Origin of the sequence: Chryseobacterium metallicongregator (assembly GCF_031324065.1) — a bacterium.
Lineage (GTDB): Bacteria > Bacteroidota > Bacteroidia > Flavobacteriales > Weeksellaceae > Chryseobacterium > Chryseobacterium metallicongregator.
The window spans coordinates 62,151-84,482 of record NZ_JAVIXS010000022.1 but is presented as its reverse complement, the minus strand read 5'-3'; the positions used below and the strand labels follow the sequence as shown (position 1 = coordinate 84,482).

Genomic DNA, 22,332 nt, shown 5'->3' with positions numbered 1-22,332 from the left:
CAATTAAAATTTAACAGTAGCTCCCAAAATGAAAGTCTTTGCAGATGGATAGGTGGTATAATCAATTCCCAGAGACTGGTTTCCACTCACCTGTTTGTTGGTATCCACCAATGGATCATATCCTGAATAGCTTGTAAGAGTCATCAGGTTTTGTGCACTTACATACAAATTAATACTTCTCAGAAACTTCAGTTGGCTGGTATCAAAAGTGTATCCTAATCTCACATTATTCAGTCTGATAAAATCTGACTTTTCAAGATAAAGGGATGACAATTGAGGTTGATTGGTAAAGTTGGCTCCGGATTCATAGAAGTTTTTCAACACGTTTCTGTCTGAAGCTAAGTTGTTGATATTTAAATCCAATGCGGTATTATTCACAAGATAGCCACCTGTCTGTCCGATGAATGAGAAAGAGAAATCAAACTTCTTGTATTTCATATAAGAATTGATTCCGAAAGTGAAATTTGGTATCGCTCCTTCAAAGATCTTTCTGTCATTCTGGTCAATTCTTCCATCATTATTTACATCTTCATAGATATATTTTCCATTCGCATCCACTCCTAGATAGTTCAGCATATAGAAAGAACCTGCTTCGTAGCCATTTCTGTAGATATTAGCCGTCACTCCTGAAAGTCCGGGCCCAGATACTTCTCCTGAATAAATCGCTGAAACCGGAAGGTCTTTCACCACGTTATTCAACGTAGCACCATTGACATCAAAGTTCCATGTAAAATTTTCAGTTTTGATAATTTCTGAACCTAAAGAGAACTCAAATCCTTTATTAACAATCTTTGCATCTACATTTTTCCATACTGTACTTGTAGGGCTTAACGGTCTGGAAGGGATATTCAGAATCGGATCTTTCGTTACTTTGTTGTAGTATTCCAATGATCCGTACAATTTGTTTCTCCATAAACTAAAGTCTGCTCCAATATTGGTCTGCTCCACCACTTCCCACTTCAGATCAGGATTAGGCGTTCTGTTGATCACTACTCCATTGATCAGATTCAGATTATCATACAAATAATATCCTCCGGATGGTGACAGTGAAGAGCTTGCCTGAGTGATTTTATTAGGGACTTCCTGATTACCGGTTTGTCCCCAGCTTCCTCTTAATTTTAATTCATTGATGATCTGAGAATCTTTCAGGAAATTTTCATTAGAAACCGTCCAGCCTACGGCAACAGAAGGGAAATACCCGTATTTGTTGTTTTGACCAAAACGGGTAGAACCATCAGCTCTTAATGAAGCCGTTAGTAAGTATTTTTTATCAAAATTATAGTTTACTCTTCCGAAATAGGACTGTAGCTCATTCTCCTGAGCATATCCTGCTGCCGGAATAAAGGCTTCACCAGAATATCCGGGATTAATTTCCGGTGGAATTCCCGCTCCCTGATTCGCAATATTTTTCACTCCGAAATAAGTTCCTGTAGTTTTGAATTTCTGATAGGAGAAACCACCTAACAAGCTGAAATTATGTTTATTTAAATTAAGATCGTAGGTTAAGTAATGTTCCAACAATACATTATAAGAATCAAGATTAGCCTGAACATACATTCCTTTCGGAGTTCTGTCTGTAATGTTTGGGTACATCGTTGTATTTCTCTCAGACATTGTTTTATCAATTCCTAAATTGAACTTATAATTCAATCCGGGTAAGATTCTCAATGTGGCTTCTGTATTTCCTAATACTCTGAAAGTATTGGTTTTATCGTTATAAACACTCAGCAGATACAAAGGATTGTAATGAGCATTCATATTAAAGTTGGTATAATTTCCGTTTTGATCATACACGGAACGCGTAGGATTCGCCATCAAAGCATGGATAATCACCTGACCGTCAGAACCTGCATTGGCTCCGTTCGGGATTCCCGTTTCTTTGATGTCACTTGCCGTAAGATTAAGTTTAATTTTTAATCTTTTATTATCAAAAAATGATTCTTCTGCATTCAAACGGGCCGTTGTTCTTTTGAAACCACTGTTCAGAATGATCCCATCCTGATCCATGTGAGAAATGGACGCAAAATAATTTCCGGTTTCCGTAGATTTTGAAAACGATACTGAATGATTGGAAGCGACTGCATTTCTGAAGATTTCATCCTGCCAGTCTGTATTTCCCCCATGGTCGTATAATTTATTGATTCCTGCAGACCTATATTCATCAGCCGTCATCAGGTCTAATTTTTTAATCACTGAAGAAAAACCTAAATACGTATCATAGGTAAACAATGGTTCTCCTTTTCTTCCTCTTTTCGTTGTTACCAAAACAACACCGTTTGAACCTCTTGCCCCGTAGATTGCAGCAGCGGAAGCATCTTTCAAAACCGTAATAGATTCAATATCACTGGTATTTAAAAAGTTTAACGGGTTCTTGGCCTGCGCATTTCCTAACCCGATATTCGGGCCTGTAGCACTTACCGCATCGTTACTCAAAGGAACTCCATCTACAACAAATAAAGGAGTACTCCCGCTTCGGATAGAACCGATCCCTCTGATGGACACGTTCACTCCCGCTCCCGGCTCTCCACTCGACTGGACAATACGGACACCCGCAATTTTCCCCTGCATCAGATTGTCAACGGAAATGTTCATCCCTTCTTTAAAATTCTCAGCTTTTAGCTGGCTTACGGCTCCCGTTAAATCAGATTTCTTCTGGGAACCATATCCTACCAGTGTTACTTCTTCGATGGATGTTGATTCTTTTTTAGTTTCTAATTGTACAGCAACGGAAGTACTGGAAATTTTCACCATCTGAATTCCATATCCTTCATAAGAAACAGATAAGGTCTGTCCAATGCTGGCCGAAATGGTAAAGTTTCCCGATGCGTCAGTAGAAGCAGTTTCTCCGGTTTCTACAACCGTGATTTTGGCGCCTTCAACAGCAGCTCCTTTCTGATCCGTCACAGTTCCGGAAATGGTTTCGTTTACCTGCGAAAAGACAGGATAGTTTGAAGTAAATCCTTTGGCATCAGCTTGGCTTGTCACCAAAAAAATTAATGCAATCGGAATTAGCTTTTTAAACTTAAAAAAATTAATTTTGTGGTACATATCAATAAGTAAAGTAATTGCAAGACGTTACATTGCTTATCAAAAAGCCGCTGTTGTTCCCGCAACAGTGGTTTTCTTTTCAGGCAACGGTTAGTTTTTATTTCGGCATACAAAGTAAAAGGATCTCCCACAAATCTATTTTAACATAATATTATCTTAAAGTCAATAATATATAAATATCTCAAATTGAGAGAATAGAAATAACTATATATCAACTATTTACAAGCATCTATTTTTCCAATATTCACAGAATTTTAAAAATAACTTAACATAATATATAAATCGTCTCCCGCAAAGAGTGAGTAATTTCGTATTCAAAATGTATCGAAATGAAAAAGGCTGTTCTATTGAGTGTCTGTTTGTCTTCATTCAACCTGTTTTGGTCACAATCTAACAATCCCAATGATTTAAAAATTAATGAAATTCAGGTCATTGGCTCTCATAATTCCTATAAAAAGGCTATCATTCCTGAGGTGTACAGTTATTTATCTCAAAAAGATACCCTGAATGTTTTACCGAGGATTCAGTATGAGCACATTCCCATTCCACAGCAACTGGATCTGGGACTTAGAAATCTGGAAATTGATGTATATGCAGACAGCCAGGGAGGAAAATATGCCCATCCGAAAATTCTGGATCTGGTAAAAACCTCTGAACCTTTTGATCCGGAAGGCAAAATGAAAAAGCCAGGTTACAAGATGATTCATGTGACAGATATTGATTATCAGACGTGGTATTATACCTTAGAAGACTGTTTAAAGGATTTGAAAAAATGGTCTGATCAACATCCTGATCACGATCCTGTTTTTATAACGCTTGAGCCCAAGGATGGAAAAGCCAATCAGTTTGGAACCGAACCGGAACATTACACATCGAAACTCTTTGACGATCTGGATCATGAATTGAAAAAGTATCTGGGAAAAGACAAGATAATTACACCGGATGATATCCGTGGCTCTTATACAACATTGAACGAAGCTGCTCTAAACAAAAACTGGCCAAAAGTAAAAGAGGTAAAAGGAAAATTCCTTTTCGTACTGGATAATAATGGAGAAAACAGAGACTTATATGCTAAAGATCATCCTTCCTTGAAAGGGAGAATGATTTTTACCAATTCTACTCCCGGAACTCCCGAGTCTGCTGTTTTGTTTATGAATGAACCTCAAAAAGACGGTACTGCCATAAAAGATCTGGTTAAAAAAGGATATATCATTCGTACCCGAGCTGATGCAGATACAATGGAAGCACGAAGGGAAGACTATTCAAGATTTGAAAAAGCCAAGGAAAGCGGAGCACAGATCATTACAACCGATTATTATTATCCCAGCAAGTTATTCAAATCCAATTATAAGGTAAGTTTTGACAACAACACTTATGAAAGAAAGAATCCTGTAACAGGAAAATAGTCCTGTTTTTGCTATTAGATTTATAATTGAGGAGGCTGTCTGGATGGGCAGCCTTTCTTTTTTTTAAACACTAATGACACTAATATTTTTCACAAATAGGCACAAATGTTTAAGCATAAATTGCATGCTTATAAAGCATTACAATTTACAATCTTTTTATTTCTTTCCTTTTTAAATCTATTTTAAAATGATCTGCAGGATCTCCGTTGGAAAGTAAAGTAAGAATTTTAAACACAGATTTTAATTGCTGAACAAATGGTTTTTTTGAATTGTTCTCCTTGTATAATTTCTCCAATATCTCATACTGCTTCAGCCTTTCCTCCGGAATATCCTTTTTTGCCAGTTCATCCGCCGATTGAAATTTGTACACGTCCAATAACAGATCATCAAAAGACCATTTTTTAAAGTCTTCAGACCTGATTGCTTTCTCTTTCAGTTGGTTTTTATTTTGAATAAGTAAAAGAAGATCTTCCCCATTTAAATTTTTTGTCTTTTCAATAAACTCTTTTGGCCAGTCATCCGGAATCATCCGTAGTCGAATCAGTTCATTTAAATGAAAAAGCATGAAATCATGATAGGATTTTGTCTTTAAAATATCTTTATTCCAAATTATTTTGTCTGTATTGTTTTGTAAAGCTTCATACTCTTTTTCATATAAGGGAAACAACTCATCGAAGCGAGGAACTTCATTTAAAACGACAGTTTGAACTTCCATCTTCTCCGGAGATTGTATAGTCAGAATTTTATATGCCGGCAGGTAAGCCGCCAATGAGGGTACCTGAACATTCACTAAAATATTATCCCCTGCTTTCCTTATCCCCGTATCATTTATATGCATATGACCAGCAAAGTGAATTTGCAAACCCGCATCAGCAAACACTTTTGCTACTTCTTCCTGAGGAACACGTTCCAATTGCCATTTTTTTTCCCCTAGCAGCCCTTTAATTTTTAGGGTTGCTCCATCATTGAAATCAATCATAGGATAGTGGGTAAATGCAATAAGGGTTTTATTGTTTTTCTTTGCTTCAGCAGCCAGTTTTTTTACCCATTGGATTAAATGCTGTTTGTTTGTGAGTACATTATTATAACCAATACTCGCTCCTTTATAGTTGGAAACATTTTCATGGCGTTCATTGATGTTTTTCGGGATATATGTATTTCCGTCAATAGCAACAAGCCATACATCTTTCACAGATTCAACAACATAACTCAAATCCGGAACAGAGAAACCTTCAGTCACTTCATACATTCTTTTGGAATACTCTGCAGACTGTAATCCTTTTTTGTAAGAGTAATTTTTAAATGAATTATCATCAAAAGGAGTACTCCAAAACAGATCTTCTTCTTTTGGGGAGAAGCCAAAATCTTTTAACTCATTCAGAATTTCAAGATATCCGGATTCTGCAATATCTTTTGTAATGACTTTATCTGTTGATTTACTGATACTTTCTTTACTGTAAATCCCTAATGGCTTTCCATTTTGCCCAAGAAAATCATCTTTTCCTCCATCCTTCCGAAATGGTCCCACCGGATCATGATTTCCTGTAGTTAAATAAAAATCAATCCCATATCTTTCATGATATTGCTGTAAAATTCTATGAAGCCCGCGAAGGTTATATGCCTGTCCATCATCCGAAAAATCTCCGGGCATAGCTACAATTTTAATTCCTTTCTCCACAATATCATCCAAAGCCTTAAGAAAAGCAAAATAGTTCTCATTGAAGATTCTTGTGGAATGCAATTGAGAATCCATTGTTCTCAGAATCGTTGGTTTTCCAGTTTTGGGATTTATAATTCCTTTAAAATAGTTATCCGAAAAACTTCCGTACAAGTCCTGGAAATGCACATCTGAAAGAAAAGCGATCCGTACGGATTTCTGGGCGTAAGAAAATGAAAATACAAAAGTTAAAAAGGAGATTATTATTTTATTCATCTTAAAATAAGACGAAATTACAGGAATAGATAAGGAATTGTTTTAATTGAATTTTAAATTATTGTGAAGGAAGTTTATTCTGAAGGGCTCATCTCAGATTTTTTCCCGGAATATTTTCTAATGATGTATTCAGTGGCCGGTTTTAGTTCCTTTTTATTTTCAGGATCAATTCCATCCATGGTAAAAAATTCAACTTCCCCATTGACTTTTGAATACCATATTTTCCCCAGGGCATTCTCCACTGTAAGAGTATCTTTTCTTGTAATACGTTTAAAGTATTTAATCCGGATTATATCTTTAGGAATAACATTCAATATGGGATTTTCTTCCTTGCAGTCCGCCAACTTATATTCATTTTGATCCCAGCACATACAATTCTTTTCAATGGCAGGCAGAGTCAAAAAACTGAATGGATTATATGTATTTCTATTCCCGGATGAACAATAATAATTGCCAATTAAAAAACCTCCGAGCATAAATATACCAACAAGGCCAAAACTGTTCTGTCTGACAAACTCCGGCATTTTAAAGTGCTGTTCATTAATGATATTTATATTGATCTTAGAAAGTCTTTCCGATATAATTTCTTCATCCTGATCCACACTTATTTTGACGGTGGTCAAATTTTTTTTTTCATCATTTTTGATAAAAGTCCTTGAAAACTCTGTAAAATCTTTATAGCCGATATACTGGCTCATTTTATTCAGTCTCTCAGGTTCAATATTCCTGCAGCTATTGCCTTCTACGAAATCTTCATAATACCGTATGAAGGTTTTCTCTGAAATATCATAGAATTTCAGGTTATCAATAAAACAAAGATGCAGATAAGTAGCCAGTCCACTTTTTGTGGTTTTCTCTGACTCTCTCCTTGCCTGCTCAAATACTTCATTAATCAGTAGTTTTTTCTTGGACATATACAGTGTTTTCGGGCATTACAAAGTAGATGATTTTCAATCACACCACATTACGGATTTCCGTAATAACTCCACGCTTACTCACTGTCTACTGATGTCTATGTTTTGTCTAACATCCCTCTTCTTTTTTACTGCAAATTTGCCTTAGAAATCAACAAAAACATAACAAAAACTGATTTCAGAAAAACCAGAGAAAACAGGGATTAAACTCCGGATTGGGAAGCAGATGTTTCTTCTCCGTTTTTAAAGGTTCACTTCCCTAAAAATTAAGAAGCGCTTCGAAATTTTAACAGTGTACAGCTTGCGATAAATACTTCGTGAGAGGAAGAAATACGATTTCAACTTCGAAAATTTTAAAGGAAATGATCCAAATTATAATGATGCTATTAGGATTAGCATTTTCAGATAATAATGCCAATACTTCAACAACTGATAACAATAATTACGAATCCCCTACAATGAACCTTTCAACCGGAACATTGGGAATGGCTCCAGAAGACACAAGCGGCGAAACAGGACAGATTTTGCCTCCAAAAAAATAATTAAACAAAAGGGCAATGAAAATTGTCCTTTTTTTAATACCTTTAGTTGCTATCAATTATTATCATGTATGCTGGTTTTAAATTTCTAGGAATCTTTCTTTTATTCATTAGCTGTAATTTTTCCGAAAACAGGAATCCTCCGGTAAAGGCCCCTTCAACTGAAGCGGACAAAATGTACAATGAAGCAGCTTCTTTATACAATAATGATAATGTAAAGGCATTCACTCTCCTTTCAAAAGCGGAAAGTATTTATAAGCTAAAGAATGATTCCGCCAATATTGCATCCTGCTTAACCTTGAAGGCTATTATACTGAATGATATCGGAGATTATCTTAGCAGTAATGAAAGAGCTATTGATGCATTATCCTTTTTAAAACTTCCTGAAGACTCCGCCTATCTTCCTTCCATTTATAATAACCTTGCGATATCCGAAAAAAATCTCAAACATTATTCTGAGGCTCTCAACTGGTATCATAAAGCTTTACAGGTAAGTTCGGATAATTTTCAGAAAATAACGATCAAAAATAATATTGCAGACACCTACGGAAAACTGAAAAGCTACCCGCAGGCCATCAATATTTACCAATCTCTTCTCAAGAATAAAACACTGCAAAAAAACGAGATTGATTATGCCAGAATTTTAGATAATTACAATTATATCAGCTGGCTTGAAAATAATAATTATAAGGCAGAAGAAGGCTTGTTAGCCGCAGTTGTTTTAAGACAAAAAATCAATGATAAATCTGGTCTCATATCCAGTCATTCTCATCTTGCTGAATATTATCTACGCTTAGATAGGTCTAAAGCATTGTATCATATCAATGAAAAATATCGTTTGGCAAAGGCAATCAAAAATCCCAATGACAGATTAGAGGCTCTTGACTTTCTGGTAAAAAATGACAAAGGAATCCACTTACAAGGTTACTTTACAGAATATCAAAAACTTAATGACAGCATTCAATTATCAAGAGATAAAGCAAAAAACAGATTTGCTCTGATAGAATTTGATGTAGAAAAGAAGAAAGCTGAAAATCTTTTGCTTCAGAAAGGGCTCGTTCAAAAGGAATATCAAATCACTAAAAAGAATATTTTAATTATAAGTATAAGCTTAGGAACGCTTGCCCTTATAATCGGTGCTTTCTTTTGGTATAAAAAACGTAAGCAGACCATGCTTTTGGAATCCGACAATAAGTTAAAAGAACAGCAGCTAAAAGTTTCCAAGAAAATTCACGATGTAGTAGCCAACGGAATTTATCAGGTAATGACCAAGATCGAAAACCAGGAAGATTTTGACAAAGAAAAAGTACTGGACGAATTGGAGTTTGTATATGAAAAGTCAAGAGATATTTCCTATGAGAAAGCTGCCTCCGAAAATAAATCTGAGTTCAGTAAGAGAATATCAAATCTTATCGCATCTTTTAATAATGAAAATGTAAAGACCTACCTTGCCGGAAATGATGAAAATATATGGAAAACACTGAAAGAATTTACCAGGGAAGAAATCTATCAGGTGATGCGGGAACTTCTGATAAATATGAAAAAGCACAGTCAGGCCACCCTTGTTGCTTTTAAATTTGAAAGAAAAAATAACAGGATACAAATTCAGTATACAGACAATGGTATCGGCATTTCAGAAGGAATTACTTACAAAAATGGTTTAACAAATACGGATTCCCGTATTGAAGCTATCCATGGAGAAATTATTTTTGACACGGAAACCGAAAAGGGATTGAAAATTTATATTTCATTTCCTGCTTCTTAAAAAAGAAAAAGAATGTTCAAAAAAATTTTAATAGCTGAAGATCACGAAAGCAGTAGTATCTCTGTACAGAAAACATTAGAAGACCTTAGTATTTCCAACACAGATTATGTCTATTATTGTGATGATGCATTAGCTAAAATTCAAAAATCCATTCGTGAAGGTGATCTTTATGATTTGTTAATTACAGATCTTTCTTTTGAAGAAGACCATAACATACAAAATCTCAAAGACGGAAAAGAGTTGATAAAGACCATTAAAGAACTGCATCCTTCATTGAAAGTCATTGTTTTTTCTGCAGAACATAGATCCGGGGTGATAGACAGCCTTTTTAACGAATATGGAATTAATGGTTTTGTTCGTAAAGCCAGAAATGATTCAAAAGAACTTAAAAAAGCAATTGCTTCAACGTATGTAGACGAAAATTATCTTTCTCTTGATCTTAAACAGGAGGTAAAGAAGCTCAACAATTATGAGTTTTCCACCTATGATATCACCTTAGTCTCTCTTTTGTCTCAGGGTGTTTTACAGAAAAACATACCTGTTTATCTTCAAAACAACGATATTAAACCCAATAGCTTAAGCAGTGTAGAAAAAAAACTGAACAGCATGAAAGAAGATCTACAGATAACAAGCAATGAACAGCTTGTAGCTTTTTGTAAAGATTTGGGAATTATTTAAATTCTGTTAGAGTCACCATTGTATACAAGCCTTTCATTTTGAAAGGTTTTTTGTTTTACGGTTTTCCGTAAGGATTGAAATTCAAAGGATAATAATTTTGGAGTAGAAATAAAAACAACAGAATGGACCTTAAAATTAAGCTTGAGCAATTGCAACAGAAAGTATCAGGATTAAAAGATCAAATTGCAACTGAAGAAGCTACTAAAAATGCTTTTGTAATGCCTTTTATTCAAATTTTAGGCTATGACATTTTCAATCCTACAGAAGTGATACCTGAGCATGTTTGCGATATAGGAACTAAAAAAGGAGAAAAAGTAGATTATGTCATTAAAAATAATGATGAGCCTATTTTTATTATTGAATGTAAACATTGGAAGGAAAGTGCTGATGCTCATAATTCTCAACTTCACAGGTATTATCATGTTTCTAAAACAAGATTTGGTGTTCTAACAAACGGTATTGTTTATAATTTTTATACGGATCTTGAAAAACCTAATATTATGGATGAAAAACCATTTTTCACCATCAATATTGAAGATATAAAAGATAGTTCAATTAAAATACTGGAAAGCTTTACCAAAAGGGATTACAACCTTGAAAGTATTCTGGACTCTGCTGAAGCGTTGAAATATATTAAGGCTATACGAAAGGAATTTGAAAAAGAAATAGAATCTCCATCTGATGAAATTGTAAAACTATTGGTTGGAAGATTCTTTGAAAAGCCAATGACTGCCAACAGAATGCTTTCTTTTAAAGAGTATACAAAAAAAGCATTAGCAACATCTATTAATGAATCTATCAGTTTCAGGCTTAAATCTGCTTTAAACATTAATGAACAAATTGAGAAACAAGAAGATGAAATAAAAACACCTCAACCTATAGATGAAAATAATGACTCTAAGATTGTGACAACTGAAGAAGAGCTTGAAGGCTTCCAGATCGTAAAAGCTATTATGCGAGAAAAAGTTCCGGCAGCACGTATAGCTTATAGAGATACATTATCTTATTTTGGAATTTTACTGGATGATAATAACCGAAAACCCCTTTGCAGATTACATTTCAATACAGCTAATAAATACATTGAAACCTTTCATAATGGTAAAGATGCAGGAGAGAAAGTATTATTGAATAGCCTTGATGAGATCTATAATTTTAGAGAACAACTTCATAAGACATTAGAAAACTACTAAGTACAAACTTCTCAACAATGTTAGATCCAATTGCTTAATCAGTCTAAATGGAGATGAAAGAAGACTTTAAGACAAACAGCTTCTTACATTTTGTAAAAATCAAGGAATTATTTAACCCATTACGGTTTTCCGTAAGGCTAATTTTCATAATAGTTTTACTTTTGGAGTAAAGAAATGATGAAAAAAAACTAATAACACCCAATATAATTTTATACAGTTCGAAAAAGGTATCTCAAATGAGATACCTTTTATTTTCTTATCATTTCCGTATGTGGAATATCATCTTCCAGATATTTTTTTCCTGTATCTACAAATCCGAATCCACCATAAAATCTTAACAGATAATCCTGTGCAGATATTTTGATTTCAGAAGTATGAAAACGGTTTTCTATAGTTTCCACAGCGTATTGTATAAGTTGTTTTCCCAGGCTTTTTCCTCTCGCCTGCTCTGTAGTCAGAACTCTTCCGAAGGAAGTTTCATCATACTTTATTCCTTTGTCAAAGACACGGCAGTATGCCAGTACCTGTCCGTCTTCTTCTGCCCAGATATGAACTGCTTTCTGATCATAGTTATCAAGATCAGGGTAAGGACAATTCTGTTCAATCACAAAAACATCAATACGGGCTTTCAATACTGCATATAATTCAGGAACAGTAAACTCATCAAATGTTTTGATTTTCCAGACAATATTACTCATCGAAACTTATATTATTATTCGTTAGAAATTCATTGGTCTTTTGTATAAAATTAAGAATGTTGTCTCCTCCTTCTTTCTTTTCTGCTGAGGTAACGTACAGTTCAGGAAGATCTTCCCAGCTCTTATGAAGCTCAGTTTTATAATCTTCAACATTTTTGACCACTGCGTTCGGTTTTAGTTTGTCTGCCTTGGTAAAAACAATCGAGAACGGGATTCCACTTTCTCCACACCATTGGATGAATTCCAGATCAATCTTTTGCGGAGTATGTCTTACATCTACCAGCACAAAAAGGTTAACCAGATTTCTTCTGTTCAGAATGTAATTGGTGATCAGCTTTTCAAAATCTTTTCGCTGAACCTTTGAAACCTTTGCATAGCCATATCCTGGTAAATCGGTAAGATACCAGTTTTCATTTACCAAAAAATGATTGATCAGCTGGGTTTTTCCTGGGGTCTGTGATGTTTTAGCAAGATCTTTGTGATTCATCATTGCATTGATCAGTGATGACTTTCCTACGTTCGACCTTCCGATAAAAGCATATTCGGGAATATTTGGTTCAGGGCATTCCTGCCATTTTCCACTACTCTTTACAAACTCTGCTGTCTTGATAATCATTTTTGAATGTATTTTAGAAAAATAAACCATTAAGAAAAGCTCTTAATGGTCATTTATATGTTTTAAACTTTATCTTTTATCCAGTTATACAGGATCTCATTGAATTCATCCGGTTTTTCCATCATGGCAGCATGGCCGCATTTATCAATCCAGAATAAGTCGGAATTAGGAATAAACTTGTGCATATCTTCTGCCACTTCAGGAGGAGTAACATTATCCTGTTTACCCCAGATCAGACAGGTAGGTGTCACAATCTTCGGAAGATCATTCAGCATATTGTGTTTGATGGCACTTCTTGCCAGCATTACGGTCTTGATTCCTTTCATTCTGTCATTCACTACTGCAAAAACTTCATCTACAAGATCTTCTGTGGCCACCTTAGGATCATAGAAAACTTCTTCCGTCTTCTTTCTGATGTAAGAACGGTCGTTCTTTCTCGGAAAACTGTCCCCGAAAGTTCTTTCATATAGTCCGGAGCTTCCTGTAAGAACCAGATTTTTTACCAGATCAGGTCTTGCCAAAGTCAGAATAAGCCCTACATGCCCTCCCATTGAGTTTCCTACAATAGTAACAGGACCGGAAATATGGCTCTCTATAAACTTGATAATATATTTTGCGATAGTGGTAAGATTCGTATTGAGTACCGGCAGATCATAGATCGGCAACTGAGGAACATATACTTTGAAGCCTCTATCCGAAAAAAAATCTACCATTTTATCGAAATTACTCAAACCACCCATTAACCCGTGCAACAGCACTAATGGATGTCCTTCTCCCGCTTCTACATAGGAATATTTCTTTTCTTTTTTTGTACTAAATATCATAAAACGCCTTAATAAAGCCCTGCAAAAATACAAATTAAACCTCAAAAAAATTTTGATTATCCTAATTTAAGATAAAAATAATATAATATTCTCCTTTTTAACTTTTTTTTTCAAAACGGCTTTATTATGGCTTAAATAGCACTTCCAACAAGTCTCTTCATATCAGCATTTTACATTATTGAAATTCAATCTTTAATAAAACTTATTAACATTGAGTCAAAAAGTGGGAAAAAGTGGGAAATTTTGGAAATTATTATATAAATTTGTCCCAAATGAAAAATTTCATTGGGACATATGAGTGTAAAATTGACGACAAAGGCCGCTTAAAAGTTCCTTCATCTTTAATCAAACAGATGGAAAACTTCGACGATAAGGCGTTTGTAGTCAAAAGATCTGTGTTCCAACCTTGTCTGGAAGTCTATCCTATGAATGCATGGGACAAACTGATGGGCAAAATTAATAAACTGAACAGGTTCATAAAAAAGAATGCTGATTTCATACGAATGTTTACGGCAGGAGTAAAAACAGTAGAATTGGATAATGCAGGAAGGCTACAGATCTCTAAAGACCTTACGGTTTTCGCAAATCTCCAAAAAGATATTGTGATTACCAGCGCAGGAGAACTCTTCGAAATTTGGAATAAAGATGCCTATGAAAAGGTAATTTCCACCAATGAAGCTGATTTTGCAAGCCTTGCCGAAGATGTAATGGGCTCTTTCGATGAAGAATAACTGTAGGTTATTAATTGATTATAGTATTAAATAAAAAACACAATTAAGCATGTATCATAACCCCGTTTTGTTGAAGCAGAGTGTTGATGATTTGGTGACGAATCCTGACGGAATATATGTGGACTGCACCTTTGGAGGCGGAGGCCATTCAAGAGAAATCTTGAGCAGACTTTCCGATAAAGGGAGATTGTTCAGTTTTGATCAGGACCTGGATGCACTTAAAAATACAATTGATGATTCCAGATTTACATTGGTTAATCAGAATTTCAGGTTTCTGGAAAACTCATTACTGATGTATGGCATTTCACAAGTGGATGGTGTTTTGGCAGACTTAGGTGTGTCTTCTCACCAGTTTGATGAAGCAGACAGAGGTTTCTCCACAAGAAGCAATGCTCCTTTGGATATGAGAATGAATGTGATGCAGAATCTGGATGCCAAAAGAGTGATTAATGAATATGAAGAAAGCGAACTTGCAGACCTTTTCTATCACTATGGAGAATTAAGAGAAGCAAGAAAGCTGGCGAGAGAAATTGTTCACCACAGAAAAACTAAAAGTATAGATACTACGGAAGATCTGAAAAAATTGTTCAGCTACATTCCGCCTCACAAGGTTAATAAATTCTATGCTCAGCTTTTTCAGGCGATAAGAATTGAAGTAAACCAGGAACTTGAAGTATTGAAAGAAATGCTGGTTCAGGCTTATAATGTTTTAAAACCGGAAGGAAGATTAGTCGTTATTTCTTACCATTCTCTGGAAGACCGTTTGGTAAAAAGATTCCTGAAAAATGGAATGTTCGAAGGAGAACCGGAAAGAGATATCTACGGAAATTATAAAAAGGCATTCGAATTGATAAAGAGTAAAGCAATCATTCCTGATGATCAGGAAATCGAAGAAAACTCAAGAGCAAGAAGTGCCAAGATGAGAACAGGAATAAAAGTATAAAATGTGAATGGGTGAATCGTCAATAGTGAATCATTTAACAAAATAAAATTGACCATTGACATGAAGTAAATTCACTACAAAGCAAATTGACATAATAAATTGGCTAAAAGAACAACAAATCGCCCCCAGAAAAGACTCACTTTTATAGACATTATAAAAGGAAACTTTCTGAATCGTGATGAGATCAAAATACATTACAAGTATTTTCTCCTCTTGTTTGTTCTGATGATGGCCATGATTTATACCAACCATCTCGTCAATAAAAAAATAAAAATTGTAAACGCCTTAAAGGAAGAAACAGAAGAATACAAATCACGAAACGCTTACGCCCAGAGTAAGCTGATCAAAGTAAAAATGGAATCAGAGCTGGGGAAAGAGGTCGCCCGGGATTCATTGATGACCCTGGAAAACCACCCTCATAAATTGCTAATAAAACTGGACAGTACAGATGCAAAAGCAAAATGAATACGACAATAAACGTAAGAAAACGTTACGATGGGGCTACCTCTTTGCAGTGGTAGCTTTGTGCGTGTTTGTCATGTTCCTGGCAAGAATTGTCATCCTACAGAACACCAATGTCCAGGAAATAAAAGACGATTACATTAATAAAAATTATCGTGAAGCCACTTTAAAAGCTGCCCGAGGTAACTTGTTTGCTTCTGACGGTTCTATCCTTGCAACAACGGTGATGAGATATGACATCTATCTTGATTTCAAAACAATGAAAGATACGGTGTATTCCAACAACATTGGAGCACTGACGGATTCTTTGAGCAAAATGTTCGGAAAATCCAGAGGAGAATTCAGACAGAAGTTTGACGAACAGAAGAAAAAGAAAAACCAGTACTATACTCTGGTAAAAGGACTGGATTTCGATCAATACGACAGAATCCGAAAGTTTCCGATCTTCAAAAGAGGAAAAAATAAGGGAGGATTTATCGTTGACAGAAATTATAAAAGAGAATTAGCCACTTCAGAAATCGGAGCCGGAACCATCGGTATGGATAACGGAGAGCTTAGATCAGGACTGGAAGGAGCTTTCTCAAAATATTTAACAGGAACAGACGGAAAAAGACTGGAGCAAAGAATCAACTCTTCCCAATGGAAGCCTATCGACTTCTGGAAAGTTCAGGAACCGGTAGACGGAGAAGATGTTTATACAACTTTAGACCTTAGAATTCAAGACATTGCGCACTCCGCACTGGAGAAGCAGCTGATTAATTTCGAAGCTAAACACGGAACTGTCATTGTGATGGAAGTGGAAACCGGAAAAGTACGTGCTCTTGTTAATTTAAGAAGAACAGAAGAAGGAGAATACGAAGACTCTTATAACTATGCTCTGAAAGATAATATCGAACCTGGATCTACCTTTAAAACCATTTCGCTTTTAGCAGCAATGGACGACGGATTCATCGATGAAAACACAACGGTGAACGTAGGAAACGGAGTCTGGGTATATGCAAAACAGAGAATCTCTGACGGCCACGGAGGAGGAACATATGATATCAGTGATGTATTGGCAAAATCCAGTAACGTAGGAACTTCAAAGCTGATCACAAAGTATTATGCAGAAAAACCACAGATCTTCCTTGACCACCTGAAACGTTGGAAATTATTCGACAAGATGGATATAGAACTTCCGGGAATCACAAAACCGAAAATTGTAACTCCACAAAATAAAAGATGGAATGCCGCTACACTGGCTTCTATCTCTTATGGATACTCTTCCAACATCAACCTGCTACAGTTGACAACCTTCTACAACGGAGTGGCCAACGGAGGTAAAATGCTTAAGCCTTTATTCATTGATAAAATCATGAAAGATGGTAAAGTAATGTACAATGCGAAACCTGAAGTAATGGTGAACAAAATGGCTTCTGAAAAAGCCATTAAAATGATGACAAGTGCTTTAACCAAAGCGGTAGAAAAAGGAACAGGACGAAGCATCTTTACTCCCAACCTGAAAATGGCCGGAAAAACAGGTACTGCAAGATTTGAATACTGGCTGCCTGGCCCAATGAAATATCGTGCATCATTTGCAGGGTTCTATCCGGCTGATGCTCCAAAATATACATGCTATGTCATGATTAGTGAACCCAACACCGCAAAAGGATTTTATGGAGGTTCCGTTTCAGCACCGGTGTTTAAAGAAATTGCAGGAAAAACATTCCTGAAAACACCTCAGAATATTGAAAAAGAAATGCTGGTAGACAAAAAGGTAAACCTGAGCAAAATGGTGGAACCGAATGTTAAAGTAGCAGTCAATGATAAGCAAATGCCCAATGTAGTAGGATTAATCGGTAAAAATGTAATCCCACAATTGGAAAACTTAGGCTACCGTGTCGATTATAAAGGAGTAGGAAGAATTAAAGAACAATTCCCTATGGAAGGCACAACAATCAGTAAGAACCAGAGAATTTATTTGTCTCTGCAGAATTAAAATAAAGATTTAAAACAAAATAAGGCAAAGCCTTATTGATAAAGATGATTATAACAGAATTAGTAAACAGAATCCCAGTAATCGAAATTCACGGTGATAACAACCGTGAGGTGACTGAATTGGTGATCGACAGCAGAAAGGTTATAGAAAACTCTCTTTACATTGCCATGAGAGGAACAGTGGTGGATGGTCACTCATTCATTGCATCTGCTATTGAAAAAGGAGCTGCCGCAATCGTTTGCGAAGAATTCCCTGAGACATTGGCGGATAATGTAACCTATGTTCAGGTAAAAGACTCATCTAAAGCTTTAGGCCATCTTGCCTCTAACTTCTATGGAAATCCTTCACAGAAACTGAAGCTGATAGGCGTTACAGGAACTAATGGAAAAACATCTGTTTCTACCCTTCTTTTTGATGTTTTCAAAAACCTTGGATATCCGGCCGCTTTACTTTCCACTGTAGAAATCAGAATTGGTGAAGAGATTATTCCGGCTACCCACACCACTCCTGATGTGATTACCATCAACAGGATTCTAGCCGAGGCTGTAGAAAAAGGATGTGAATTTGCTTTCATGGAAGTAAGCTCACACGGGATTGCCCAAAACAGAATTGAAGGATTACACTTCAAAATTGCTGGGTTCACCAATCTTACTCATGATCATTTAGACTATCATAAAACGTTCGAAGAATATTTAAAAACAAAGAAAAGATTCTTCGACCAATTAGAAGATACAGCCATTGCCATCACCAATGTAGATGATAAAAATGGAAACGTCATGCTTCAGAACACTAAGGCTAAAAAGAAGTCTTATGCATTGAAAACCATGGCAGACTATCACGGGAAATTATTGGAAGTAGATTTCAACGGAATGCTGTTGAATTTCAACGGAAAAGAATTCTGGACAACATTGACCGGAAAATTCAATGTATACAACTTACTGCTTGTATTCGGAATTGCTGAAGAACTTGGTTTTGAACAAGATGAGATTCTTCAGGCCATCAGCAAATTAAAAAGAGTTTCCGGAAGATTTGAAACCTTCAAATCCGATGGTGGAATTTTCTTTATCGTAGACTATGCGCACACGCCGGATGCTTTGGAAAACATTCTGGACAGCATCAACGATATCAGAACCAAAAACGAAAGATTAATCACCGTATTCGGATGCGGAGGAGACAGAGATCACTCCAAAAGACCTGAAATGGGAAATATTGCCACCAAAAAATCAACACTGGCAATCATCACTTCAGATAATCCGAGAACAGAAGATCCCACACAGATCATCAAAGAAATTGAAGCAGGTGTTGAACCTCAGAACTTCAGCAAATACACTTCAATTCCGGACAGAAAAGAAGCCATAAAAATGGCCATAAAGTTTGCAGAACCTAAAGATATTGTTTTAGTTGCCGGAAAAGGCCACGAAACCTATCAGGAGATCAATGGTGTGAAACATCATTTTGATGACAAAGAAGTAATTAATGACCTTTGGAAATTAATGTCCAAATAAATTGAAAGATTGAATTCATTAAAAGATTTAAAAATTTGATAATGACAAAGAATTTTGAAAATTTCCCAGTATATATCAAAAGTTTAGATCTTATTGAAAAAGTTTATTCATTTCTTCAGAGTCAAAGTTTTGAAAAAGAATTTGAATTTAATAACCAGATAAAAAGAGCGAGCTTTTCAATTAGCAACAATATTGCAGAAGGCTCAGAATATAACAATAACAGACAATTTATTAGATATTTAAAAATTGCAAAAGGCAGCTGTGCTGAAGTAAGAAGTATGCTGATTGTAAGTAGAAGATTAAAATTAGGTAACGAAAATAAAGCGGAAGAAATCATTACCCTTTCAAGAGAAATTTCTTCAAACATATCAAACTTTATTAAGTATTTAAGTGAAAATATTGAGAAACCCAATCTTTAAATCTTTAAATAAATTAAATTTTTAAATAATAAAAAAATAGAAACATGCTATACTATCTATACGAATATCTAACCAACCATGGAATTCACGTTCCGGGATTAGGATTGTTGAAATACATTTCCTTCCGTGCCGGAATGGCTGTATTATTCTCGCTTATCATTGCTCTTGTCTACGGAAAAAGAGTAATCAATTATCTGAGAACAAAACAGATGGGAGAATTGGTGCGTGATCTTGGATTGGATGGGCAGAAACAAAAAGAAGGAACTCCTACCATGGGAGGGCTTATTATTATTTTGGCAACCATCATTCCGGTATTGTTGTTTACAAGAATCACCAACGTGTACATTGTATTGTTGTTAGTTTCAATGTTCTGGATGGGTGCCATTGGTTTCCTGGATGATTATTTAAAGAAAATTAAAAAAAATAAAGACGGTTTAAGTGGTAAATTCAAAATTGTAGGCCAGGTTGGTTTAGGACTAATTGTAGGAATTACCATGTATTTCCACCCGGACATTACCGTAAAAAGAAAATATGCAGATGCTAAAGTGGTCAACAGAAACAATGTAGAGCAAAACTTTATGCCTACAGAAAAAATTACCGTTTCTACCGTTCCATTTGCAAAAAATAATGAGTTCGACTATAGCGGAATTTTATTCTGGATGAATGATAAAGATGCCCATGAGTGGGCATGGATGGTCTTTATTCCGATCGTCATCTTCATTGTAACAGCCGTTTCAAACGGAGCCAATATTACAGATGGAATTGACGGTCTGGCAGCGGGAACAAGTGCCATTATACTGCTCACGCTGGCTCTTTTCGCCTACCTTTCAGGGAACATCATTTTTGCAGACTATCTCAACATCATGTTCCTTCCCAACATGGGAGAAACCACCATTTTTGCTGTGGCAATGGTAGGTGCTGTGATCGGATTCTTCTGGTACAATACTTATCCTGCACAGGTTTTCATGGGAGATACCGGAAGTTTAATGCTGGGAGGAGTGATTGCCGTTTTAGCCATTATTTTAAGAAAAGAATTGCTGATTCCTGTATTATGTGGAATCTTCTTAATTGAAAACCTGTCTGTAATGCTTCAGGTAGTTGTTTTCAAATACAGAAAAAGAAAATACGGACTGGAATATGCCCAAAACAATAGACTATTCAAAATGTCACCATTACACCATCATTATCAAAAAGAAGGATTTCACGAAAGTAAAATCGTGAACAGAATGATCATCATCGGAGTAATATTGGCTATTGTATGTCTGATCACACTAAAAATGAGATAAAAATTAAAAGCTGTAAGCAATAAGCGTAAAGCTTAAAGTCTATAGCACAAAGCTTTTATAATATGAAAATAGTTGTTTTAGGAGGTGGAGAAAGCGGATGCGGCGCTGCTTATTTGGCTAAAAAGAAAGGTCTGGAAGTATTTCTTTCAGATAAAGGAGCTATTAAGGATAACTATAAGCAGTTTCTTACCGATAATGAAATTGAATTTGAAGAAGGAAATCACGATGAAGAAAGGATTTTAAATGCTGACTGGATCGTAAAAAGCCCGGGAATTCCGAAAAAGGCAGACATCATCAACAAAATTCATGACAAAGGAATCAGACTTTCCTCTGAAATTGAATTTGCCTCTGAATTTACAGATGCAAAGATCATTGCCATTACCGGAAGCAACGGAAAAACAACCACTACTTCCCTGATCTATTACATCCTGAAAAATGACGGATTGAATGTAGGTTTAGGAGGAAATATAGGATATAGCTTTGCCAAGCAGGTTGCAGATGAAAACCATGAATATTATGTACTGGAAGTAAGCTCTTTCCAGCTGGATGATATTCAAAATTTCAGACCCTATATCTCTTTATTGTTAAACCTGTCTCAGGATCACCTGGATCAGTACAACTACAATTATGAGGAATATGCTTTAGCTAAATTCAGAATAACAGAAAACCAGGAGAACGATAACTTCTTCATCTACAATAAAGATGATGAAATGAGTAAGAATCTTCTTGAAAAGCTTGAAATAAAAGCTAAAATGATTCCTTTCTCAACCAAAGAAAAGTTACCTGAAGGAGGTTTTGTGAACGCGGATGAGATTATAGTAAAAATGAAAGACGAATTCGCAATGAAAGTTGATGAATTGTCTCTTTTAGGAAACCACAATGTAGCGAACAGCTTAGCCGCTTCTATTGCCGGTAAGATATTAAAAATCAACAATGAAAGCATCAGACATTCATTGATGACATTCCAGGCCGTAGAACACAGATTGGAATTTGTAACTGAAATTGATAGTGTAAAATATATCAACGACAGTAAAGCAACCAATGTAAATGCTACTTACTATGCCTTAGAAAGTATGAAAACACCAACCGTTTGGATTGTTGGTGGATTAGATAAAGGAAATGACTATACCGAAATTGAAGATTTAGTCAAAAGAAAAGTAAAGGCAATCGTTTGCCTTGGAGTAGATAATAAGAAGATCATCGATTTCTTTAAAGACAAAAAAGAAGTTATTTATGATACTTCAAGCATGGAAGAAGCCGTGAGAATTTCAAAATCACTGGCTAAAAAAGGGGATACTGTTTTATTATCTCCATGCTGCGCAAGCTTTGACCTGTTCAAAAGCTATGAAGACAGAGGACGCCAGTTTAAAGAACAGGTATTAAAGTAAAAATGTAAA

The 22,332-nt window shown here is 35.6% G+C and carries 19 protein-coding genes; 13 read left to right on the top strand and 6 right to left on the bottom strand.

Annotation, left to right across the window (positions count from 1 at the left end):
* Positions 1-3: 3 nt before the first annotated feature.
* Positions 4-3,048, bottom strand: coding sequence for a SusC/RagA family TonB-linked outer membrane protein (locus REB14_RS23900; RefSeq protein WP_309523472.1), 3,045 nt, complete (start codon positions 3,046-3,048; stop codon positions 4-6).
* Positions 3,049-3,377: 329 nt separating this feature from the next.
* Here REB14_RS23900 and REB14_RS23895 point away from each other — a divergent pair, with 329 nt between their 5' ends.
* Positions 3,378-4,454: a phosphatidylinositol-specific phospholipase C1-like protein gene (locus REB14_RS23895; protein ID WP_309523471.1), complete on the top strand. Its 1,077-nt coding sequence runs from the start codon at positions 3,378-3,380 to the stop codon at positions 4,452-4,454.
* A gap of 145 nt (positions 4,455-4,599) precedes the next feature.
* On the opposite strand, the gene REB14_RS23890 is transcribed toward REB14_RS23895, so the two are convergent.
* Together REB14_RS23890 and REB14_RS23885 are read right to left on the bottom strand one after the other, a co-directional pair.
* The gene (locus REB14_RS23890; RefSeq protein WP_309523470.1) at positions 4,600-6,387 is read right to left on the bottom strand and encodes a metallophosphoesterase family protein; all 1,788 of its coding nucleotides are present in this window, start codon (positions 6,385-6,387) and stop codon (positions 4,600-4,602) included.
* Between the two features lie 74 nt (positions 6,388-6,461).
* Positions 6,462-7,301 (bottom strand): hypothetical protein, encoded by an 840-nt coding sequence (locus REB14_RS23885; protein WP_309523469.1) that lies wholly within the window; start codon positions 7,299-7,301, stop codon positions 6,462-6,464.
* Between the two features lie 362 nt (positions 7,302-7,663).
* Between REB14_RS23885 and REB14_RS23880 the strand changes: the two genes are divergently transcribed.
* The 4 genes from REB14_RS23880 (at position 7,664) to REB14_RS23865 (ending at position 11,473) form a co-directional block, all read left to right on the top strand.
* Positions 7,664-7,843, top strand: a complete 180-nt coding sequence (locus REB14_RS23880) for a hypothetical protein (protein ID WP_309523468.1) — start codon at positions 7,664-7,666, stop codon at positions 7,841-7,843.
* Positions 7,844-8,015: 172 nt separating this feature from the next.
* The gene (locus REB14_RS23875) at positions 8,016-9,605 is read left to right on the top strand and encodes a tetratricopeptide repeat-containing sensor histidine kinase (protein WP_309523467.1); all 1,590 of its coding nucleotides are present in this window, start codon (positions 8,016-8,018) and stop codon (positions 9,603-9,605) included.
* Positions 9,606-9,617: 12 nt separating this feature from the next.
* Positions 9,618-10,283, top strand: a complete 666-nt coding sequence (locus tag REB14_RS23870) for a response regulator (protein WP_062672626.1) — start codon at positions 9,618-9,620, stop codon at positions 10,281-10,283.
* Between the two features lie 122 nt (positions 10,284-10,405).
* Positions 10,406-11,473 carry a type I restriction endonuclease gene (locus REB14_RS23865; RefSeq protein ID WP_309523466.1) on the top strand — a complete coding sequence of 356 codons (1,068 nt, stop codon included), beginning with the start codon at positions 10,406-10,408 and terminating at the stop codon, positions 11,471-11,473.
* Positions 11,474-11,721: 248 nt separating this feature from the next.
* Here REB14_RS23865 and REB14_RS23860 read toward each other — a convergent pair whose 3' ends face one another.
* The 3 genes from REB14_RS23860 to REB14_RS23850 all read right to left on the bottom strand — a co-directional run bounded on the left by REB14_RS23860 (position 11,722) and on the right by REB14_RS23850 (position 13,611).
* On the bottom strand, positions 11,722-12,171 hold the full coding sequence (locus REB14_RS23860) for a GNAT family N-acetyltransferase (RefSeq protein ID WP_309523465.1): 450 nt from the start codon (positions 12,169-12,171) through the stop codon (positions 11,722-11,724).
* Positions 12,164-12,787: a ribosome biogenesis GTP-binding protein YihA/YsxC gene (gene yihA, locus REB14_RS23855; RefSeq protein ID WP_079244017.1), complete on the bottom strand. Its 624-nt coding sequence runs from the start codon at positions 12,785-12,787 to the stop codon at positions 12,164-12,166. Before yihA ends, REB14_RS23860 begins: the two co-directional genes overlap by 8 nt.
* A gap of 62 nt (positions 12,788-12,849) precedes the next feature.
* Positions 12,850-13,611 carry an alpha/beta fold hydrolase gene (locus tag REB14_RS23850; protein ID WP_047426276.1) on the bottom strand — a complete coding sequence of 254 codons (762 nt, stop codon included), beginning with the start codon at positions 13,609-13,611 and terminating at the stop codon, positions 12,850-12,852.
* 272 nt (positions 13,612-13,883) lie between these two features.
* Between REB14_RS23850 and mraZ the strand changes: the two genes are divergently transcribed.
* The 8 genes from mraZ (at position 13,884) to murD (ending at position 22,323) form a co-directional block, all read left to right on the top strand.
* Positions 13,884-14,342, top strand: coding sequence for a division/cell wall cluster transcriptional repressor MraZ (mraZ, locus tag REB14_RS23845; protein WP_309523464.1), 459 nt, complete (start codon positions 13,884-13,886; stop codon positions 14,340-14,342).
* A 49-nt stretch (positions 14,343-14,391) separates the two neighbouring features.
* Positions 14,392-15,285, top strand: coding sequence for a 16S rRNA (cytosine(1402)-N(4))-methyltransferase RsmH (gene rsmH, locus REB14_RS23840; RefSeq protein WP_079243597.1), 894 nt, complete (start codon positions 14,392-14,394; stop codon positions 15,283-15,285).
* 99 nt (positions 15,286-15,384) lie between these two features.
* Positions 15,385-15,750, top strand: a complete 366-nt coding sequence (locus REB14_RS23835; RefSeq protein WP_002981890.1) for an FtsL-like putative cell division protein — start codon at positions 15,385-15,387, stop codon at positions 15,748-15,750.
* Positions 15,734-17,725, top strand: coding sequence for a penicillin-binding transpeptidase domain-containing protein (locus REB14_RS23830; protein WP_079243598.1), 1,992 nt, complete (start codon positions 15,734-15,736; stop codon positions 17,723-17,725). The genes REB14_RS23835 and REB14_RS23830 overlap by 17 nt, the downstream gene beginning before the upstream one ends.
* A 44-nt stretch (positions 17,726-17,769) precedes the next feature.
* On the top strand, positions 17,770-19,230 hold the full coding sequence (locus REB14_RS23825; protein WP_309523463.1) for a UDP-N-acetylmuramoyl-L-alanyl-D-glutamate--2,6-diaminopimelate ligase: 1,461 nt from the start codon (positions 17,770-17,772) through the stop codon (positions 19,228-19,230).
* 41 nt (positions 19,231-19,271) lie between these two features.
* A complete protein-coding gene (locus REB14_RS23820; protein WP_209786593.1) occupies positions 19,272-19,649 on the top strand; it encodes a four helix bundle protein in 378 nt (125 codons plus the stop codon).
* A 44-nt stretch (positions 19,650-19,693) separates the two neighbouring features.
* A complete protein-coding gene (mraY, locus tag REB14_RS23815; protein ID WP_079243600.1) occupies positions 19,694-20,935 on the top strand; it encodes a phospho-N-acetylmuramoyl-pentapeptide-transferase in 1,242 nt (413 codons plus the stop codon).
* A gap of 62 nt (positions 20,936-20,997) precedes the next feature.
* A complete protein-coding gene (gene murD, locus REB14_RS23810) occupies positions 20,998-22,323 on the top strand; it encodes a UDP-N-acetylmuramoyl-L-alanine--D-glutamate ligase (protein ID WP_309523462.1) in 1,326 nt (441 codons plus the stop codon).
* The last annotated feature ends 9 nt before the right edge of the window (positions 22,324-22,332 follow it).

Coding starts and splice junctions, on each gene's coding strand:
- REB14_RS23900 (WP_309523472.1), bottom strand. CDS start 3,048: ATGTACCACAAAATTAATTTTTTTAAGTTTAAAAAGCTAATTCCGATT.
- REB14_RS23895 (WP_309523471.1), top strand. CDS start 3,378: ATGAAAAAGGCTGTTCTATTGAGTGTCTGTTTGTCTTCATTCAACCTG.
- REB14_RS23890 (WP_309523470.1), bottom strand. CDS start 6,387: ATGAATAAAATAATAATCTCCTTTTTAACTTTTGTATTTTCATTTTCT.
- REB14_RS23885 (WP_309523469.1), bottom strand. CDS start 7,301: ATGTCCAAGAAAAAACTACTGATTAATGAAGTATTTGAGCAGGCAAGG.
- REB14_RS23880 (WP_309523468.1), top strand. CDS start 7,664: ATGATCCAAATTATAATGATGCTATTAGGATTAGCATTTTCAGATAAT.
- REB14_RS23875 (WP_309523467.1), top strand. CDS start 8,016: ATGTACAATGAAGCAGCTTCTTTATACAATAATGATAATGTAAAGGCA.
- REB14_RS23870 (WP_062672626.1), top strand. CDS start 9,618: ATGTTCAAAAAAATTTTAATAGCTGAAGATCACGAAAGCAGTAGTATC.
- REB14_RS23865 (WP_309523466.1), top strand. CDS start 10,406: ATGGACCTTAAAATTAAGCTTGAGCAATTGCAACAGAAAGTATCAGGA.
- REB14_RS23860 (WP_309523465.1), bottom strand. CDS start 12,171: ATGAGTAATATTGTCTGGAAAATCAAAACATTTGATGAGTTTACTGTT.
- yihA (WP_079244017.1), bottom strand. CDS start 12,787: ATGATTATCAAGACAGCAGAGTTTGTAAAGAGTAGTGGAAAATGGCAG.
- REB14_RS23850 (WP_047426276.1), bottom strand. CDS start 13,611: ATGATATTTAGTACAAAAAAAGAAAAGAAATATTCCTATGTAGAAGCG.
- mraZ (WP_309523464.1), top strand. CDS start 13,884: ATGAAAAATTTCATTGGGACATATGAGTGTAAAATTGACGACAAAGGC.
- rsmH (WP_079243597.1), top strand. CDS start 14,392: ATGTATCATAACCCCGTTTTGTTGAAGCAGAGTGTTGATGATTTGGTG.
- REB14_RS23830 (WP_079243598.1), top strand. CDS start 15,734: ATGCAAAAGCAAAATGAATACGACAATAAACGTAAGAAAACGTTACGA.
- REB14_RS23825 (WP_309523463.1), top strand. CDS start 17,770: ATGATTATAACAGAATTAGTAAACAGAATCCCAGTAATCGAAATTCAC.
- REB14_RS23820 (WP_209786593.1), top strand. CDS start 19,272: ATGACAAAGAATTTTGAAAATTTCCCAGTATATATCAAAAGTTTAGAT.
- mraY (WP_079243600.1), top strand. CDS start 19,694: ATGCTATACTATCTATACGAATATCTAACCAACCATGGAATTCACGTT.
- murD (WP_309523462.1), top strand. CDS start 20,998: ATGAAAATAGTTGTTTTAGGAGGTGGAGAAAGCGGATGCGGCGCTGCT.